This window comes from Burkholderiales bacterium, from assembly GCA_013695435.1.
In the GTDB taxonomy this organism is placed as follows: domain Bacteria; phylum Pseudomonadota; class Gammaproteobacteria; order Burkholderiales; family JACMKV01; genus JACMKV01.
Map to the genome: position 1 here is coordinate 1 of JACDAM010000286.1, position 4,565 is coordinate 4,565.

Annotated in this window: 6 protein-coding genes; all 6 read left to right on the forward strand. The window is 62.0% G+C overall.

Annotated features, from left to right (window positions below; genetic code table 11):
• On the forward strand, positions 1–575 hold a 575-nt coding region (urtB, locus tag H0V78_13955), incomplete at its 5' end, for an urea ABC transporter permease subunit UrtB (GenBank protein MBA2352840.1).
• A gap of 8 nt (positions 576–583) precedes the next feature.
• Positions 584–1,669: an urea ABC transporter permease subunit UrtC gene (gene urtC / locus H0V78_13960; GenBank protein MBA2352841.1), complete on the forward strand. Its 1,086-nt coding sequence runs from the start codon at positions 584–586 to the stop codon at positions 1,667–1,669.
• A complete protein-coding gene (urtD, locus tag H0V78_13965; protein MBA2352842.1) occupies positions 1,666–2,490 on the forward strand; it encodes an urea ABC transporter ATP-binding protein UrtD in 825 nt (274 codons plus the stop codon). The genes urtC and urtD overlap by 4 nt, the downstream gene beginning before the upstream one ends.
• A 21-nt stretch (positions 2,491–2,511) precedes the next feature.
• Positions 2,512–3,204: an urea ABC transporter ATP-binding subunit UrtE gene (urtE, locus tag H0V78_13970; protein MBA2352843.1), complete on the forward strand. Its 693-nt coding sequence runs from the start codon at positions 2,512–2,514 to the stop codon at positions 3,202–3,204.
• A complete protein-coding gene (locus H0V78_13975; GenBank protein MBA2352844.1) occupies positions 3,201–4,082 on the forward strand; it encodes an urease accessory protein UreD in 882 nt (293 codons plus the stop codon). Before urtE ends, H0V78_13975 begins: the two co-directional genes overlap by 4 nt.
• 5 nt (positions 4,083–4,087) lie before the next feature.
• The coding region (ureA, locus tag H0V78_13980) for an urease subunit gamma (protein ID MBA2352845.1) at positions 4,088–4,565 on the forward strand (478 nt) is incomplete at its 3' end.

The following is a 4,565-nucleotide window of genomic DNA, read 5'->3' on the forward strand; positions in this document are numbered from 1 at the left end:
GCCTGATTCTGATTCAAACCGTGCGCACGCTTTTCGGCGCGCAGAATGTCGGCGTGGAAAATCCATCATGGATGTCGGGCGGCATCCAGATCGCGAATGCGGTATTGCCGTATAACCGTGTCATCATCGTCGGCTTCGCCTTCGCGGTGCTGGCGCTGGCGTGGCTGTTGCTCAACCGCACGCGCCTTGGCCTGTTCGTGCGCAGCGTGACGCAAAACCGCGCGATGGCGAGTTGCGTCGGCGTGCCGACCGCCCGTGTCGATACGCTTGCGTTCGGCCTCGGCTCGGGCGTCGCCGGGCTCGCCGGCTGCGCGCTCTCGCAAATCGGCAACGTCGGGCCCGATCTCGGCCAAAGCTACATCGTCGATTCGTTCATGGTCGTGGTGCTCGGCGGTGTCGGCCAGCTTGCCGGCACGGTATACGCGGCGCTCGGATTGGGCGTCGTCAACAAATACCTCGAAGCGTGGCAGGGCGCCGTGCTCGCCAAAATCGCGGTGCTCGTGTTTATCATCGTTTTCATCCAGAAGCGGCCGCAGGGTCTGTTCGCGCTCAAGGGCCGCATGGTGGAAGCGTGAGCCGCGGCATCGGTCGCGGCCTGCGCCAGCTTTATGGCAGGCAAGGCTGGGGTTTGCTGACGCTGTTCGCAGCGACCGTTTTTATCGTCTTTCCGGTCGCGAATTTCGCGCTGCCCGCCGACAGCGCGTTTCACATCTCCGACTATGCGGTCGCGCTGATCGGCAAGATCATGTGTTTTGCCATCGTCGCGCTGGCGATGGATCTGGTCTGGGGCTACGCGGGCATCCTGAGCCTGGGACACGGGCTGTTTTTTGCCCTCGGCGGCTATGCCATGGGCATGTATCTGATGCGCTCGATCGGACGCGAAGGCGTGTATCAGAGCGACCTGCCGGACTTCATGGTGTTCCTCGACTGGAAGGAATACCCGTGGTACTGGTACGGCACCGATCACTTCTGGTTCGCGGCCCTGCTGGTCGTGCTTGTGCCCGGCGTGCTGGCCTTCGTGTTCGGCTATTTCGCCTTCCGCTCGCGGATAAAAGGCGTGTACTTTTCGATCATCACGCAGGCATTGACGTTTGCCTTCATGCTGCTGTTCTTCCGCAACAACACCGGCTTCGGCGGCAACAACGGCTTCACCGATTTCAAACGCATACTGGGATTCGCGATTGCCACGCCGGAAACGCGTATGGCGCTGTTTGCGGCTACCGGCTTCGCGCTGATCGCGACGCTGCTGCTCGCGCGCGCCATCGTGACGTCCAAGTTCGGGCGCGTGCTGACGGCAATCCGCGACGCCGAAAGCCGCGTGATGTTTTCGGGTTACGACCCGCTGCATTACAAGCTGTTTATCTGGACGTTGTCGGCCGTCATTTGCGGCATCGCCGGCGCCCTGTATGTGCCGCAAGTCGGCATCATCAATCCGAGTGAAATGTCGCCGGCCAACTCGATCGAAATTGCGATGTGGGTTGCCGTCGGCGGCCGCGGCACCCTGGTCGGCGCGCTGCTTGGCGCCGGCCTCGTGAACGGCGCCAAAAGCTGGTTCACGGTGGCGTTCCCAGAGTACTGGCTGTTTTTTCTGGGCGCGCTGTTCGTCGTCGTCACGCTGTTCATGCCGCGCGGCGTGATCGGTCTATTGAGCGCACGCACGCGGCGATGAATCTGTCCATCACCGAAGAAGAGCAGCACGAAGACCCCGATGCCGGTTTCGTCCGCATTCTGCGGCCCGGCCTTGACGTTACCCATGGGCCGATTCTTTACCTCGACGACATCAGTGTGAGCTTCGATGGTTTCAAGGCGCTGAACGAACTCACACTGACCATAGACTCGGGCGAGCTGCGCTGTGTGATCGGGCCCAATGGCGCCGGCAAGACGACGATGATGGATGTGATCACCGGCAAGACGCGCCCGGATAGCGGAACCGCGTTTTTCGGCCAGACCATAGACCTGACGAAGCTGAGCGAACCGCAAATTGCCGAGGCTGGCATCGGCCGCAAATTCCAGAAGCCGACGGTATTCGAGCGTCATAGTGTGTTCGAGAACCTCGAACTTGCGATGAAAGCGGACAAGCGTGTGCAGACGACCCTGTTCGCGCAACTCGATTCGACGCAGCAGGATCGCATCGCCGACACCTTGCGGATGATAGGATTGCACGAGCACGCAGCGAGACTCGCCGGCTTGTTGTCGCACGGCCAGAAGCAGTGGCTGGAGATCGGCATGCTGCTGATGCAGGAGCCGAAGCTGCTGCTGCTCGACGAGCCGGTCGCCGGCATGACCGACGAGGAAACCGCGCGCACTGGTGAATTGTTTCTGAACCTTGCCGGCACGCATTCGCTGATCGTGGTCGAGCACGACATGGACTTCATCGCGCAAATTGCGCGCCGCGTAACCGTGCTGCACGAAGGCAGCGTGCTGGCGGAGGGATCGTTGAGTCAAGTCCAGGAGGATGAACGCGTCATCGAGGTCTACCTCGGCCGCTGAGAGCGCCATCGCTATGCCGATATGCTGAAGATCGCCAAACTCAACCAGTACTACAGCGGCAGCCACATTCTGCGCGATGTCGATTTCGGGATATCCAAAGGCGCGTGCACGGTGGTGCTTGGGCGTAACGGAGTTGGCAAAACCACTTTGCTGAAATGCCTTATGGGGCTGCTGCCGGTGGCGTCGGGGTCGATCGAATTCGACGGCATGAGTATCACCGCGCTGCCGCCGCACGCGCGCGCCAGACTCGGCATTGCCTACGTGCCGCAAGGGCGCGAAATTTTTCCGCGGCTGACGGTCGAGGAGAATCTGCTGATCGGGCTCGCGACCAAAGCGCGCGGTGAAACGATACCGGCGCAACTCTTCGAGATGTTTCCAGTGCTGAAAGACATGCTGCGGCGGCGCGGCGGCGATCTGTCGGGTGGCCAGCAGCAGCAACTGGCGATCGGCCGCGCGCTGATGATGCGGCCGCGCCTGCTGCTGCTCGATGAGCCGACCGAAGGAATCCAGCCGTCGATCATCAAGGATATCGAGCGCGTGATACGCAGCCTCGTGCAACAGGGCGAGATGGCGATTTTGCTGGTCGAGCAATACTACGATTTCGCCGCTTCATTGGCCGATCAGTATCTGGTCATGGTGCGCGGCGAGGTGGTAAAAAGTGGCGCCGGTTCGGCGATGGAGCAGGACAACGTTAAAGCCTGCCTCGCACTATGATTCCGCGCGAGCCTGCGATCGAAACCGCACCCGGCTGGCAGGCGAGACTGCATTTGCGCTATGCGTATCGCGACGGCAAAACGGTATTGATCGAGCGCAATCACATCGGGCCGCTCAGGGTGCAGAAAGCGCTCTATCCCGAAGGCGGTTCCATTTGTCATACCATGGTGCTGCATCCGCCCGGAGGGATCGCCGGCGGCGACCAGCTTGAAATCGGCGTCGATGCGCAGCCGGCGAGTCAGGCTCTGCTGACGACCCCGGGCGCGACCAGGTGGTACAAATCGGGCGGGATTGAGTCGAACGAGTACCAGTCGGAAGGTGCTGCGGCCGCGCAGCACGTTCATCTTGCGATCGGAAACGCGGCGATGCTGGAGTGGTTTCCGCAGGAGAATATCGTTTTCAATGCAGCGAACGCCGAACTCAGCACCGTAATCGAGCTTGCCGGGAACGCGCAATACCTGGGATGGGACATACTTTGTCTGGGGCGCGCTGCGTCGGGCGAGCGCTTCACCGCCGGCTGTGTGCGGCAGCGTGTTGAACTGTGGCGGAACCAGCGGCGCTTGTGGCTCGAATACGGCACTCTGCGCGCCGATGACGACATACTGAGCTCCATCGCCGGCTTGCAGGGTGCGACGGTCACCGCGACCTTGATTGCGGCGAGCCAGCATATCGATAAGGGCTTGCTGGCGCGTTGCCGGGAAGTCGCAACGCCCGGCGTCGGACAAACCGGACTCACGGCCCTGCCGCAACTGTTGCTCGCGCGCTATCTCGGACATTCGGCGGAAGCCGCCAAGCATTATTTCATCGCGCTCTGGAGCGTCCTGCGGCCGGCGCTCACCGGCGTTCCGGTATGCGCGCCGCGCATCTGGCGGACTTGAAAGTCATGGAGCTGACGCCGCGCGAAAAAGACAAGCTGCTGATTTTCACGGCCGCCCTGCTCGCCGAACGGCGCAAAGCGCGCGGCCTCAAGCCTAATTACCCGGAGGCCGTCGCTTATATCTCCGCCGCGATCATGGAGGGCGCACGCGACGGCAAAACGGTGGCGGCGCTGATGAGTTTCGGCACGACGCTATTGGCGAGAGGCGATGTCATGCAAGGCGTGCCCGAAATGATCCCCGACATTCAAGTCGAAGCGACGTTTCCGGACGGCACCAAGCTCGTCACGGTGCACCACCCGATCCGCGGCGACGCCTCGGAGAGCGTACCGGGCGAGGTCACCACGCCTAAGGGCGAGATCGTGTTCAACCAGGGAGCCGAGCGGATCGTCCTCGAGGTGGCCAACACCGGCGACCGGCCAATCCAGGTCGGGTCGCACTACCACTTCTTCGAGACCAACCCGGCGCTCCGCTTCCACCGTGGCA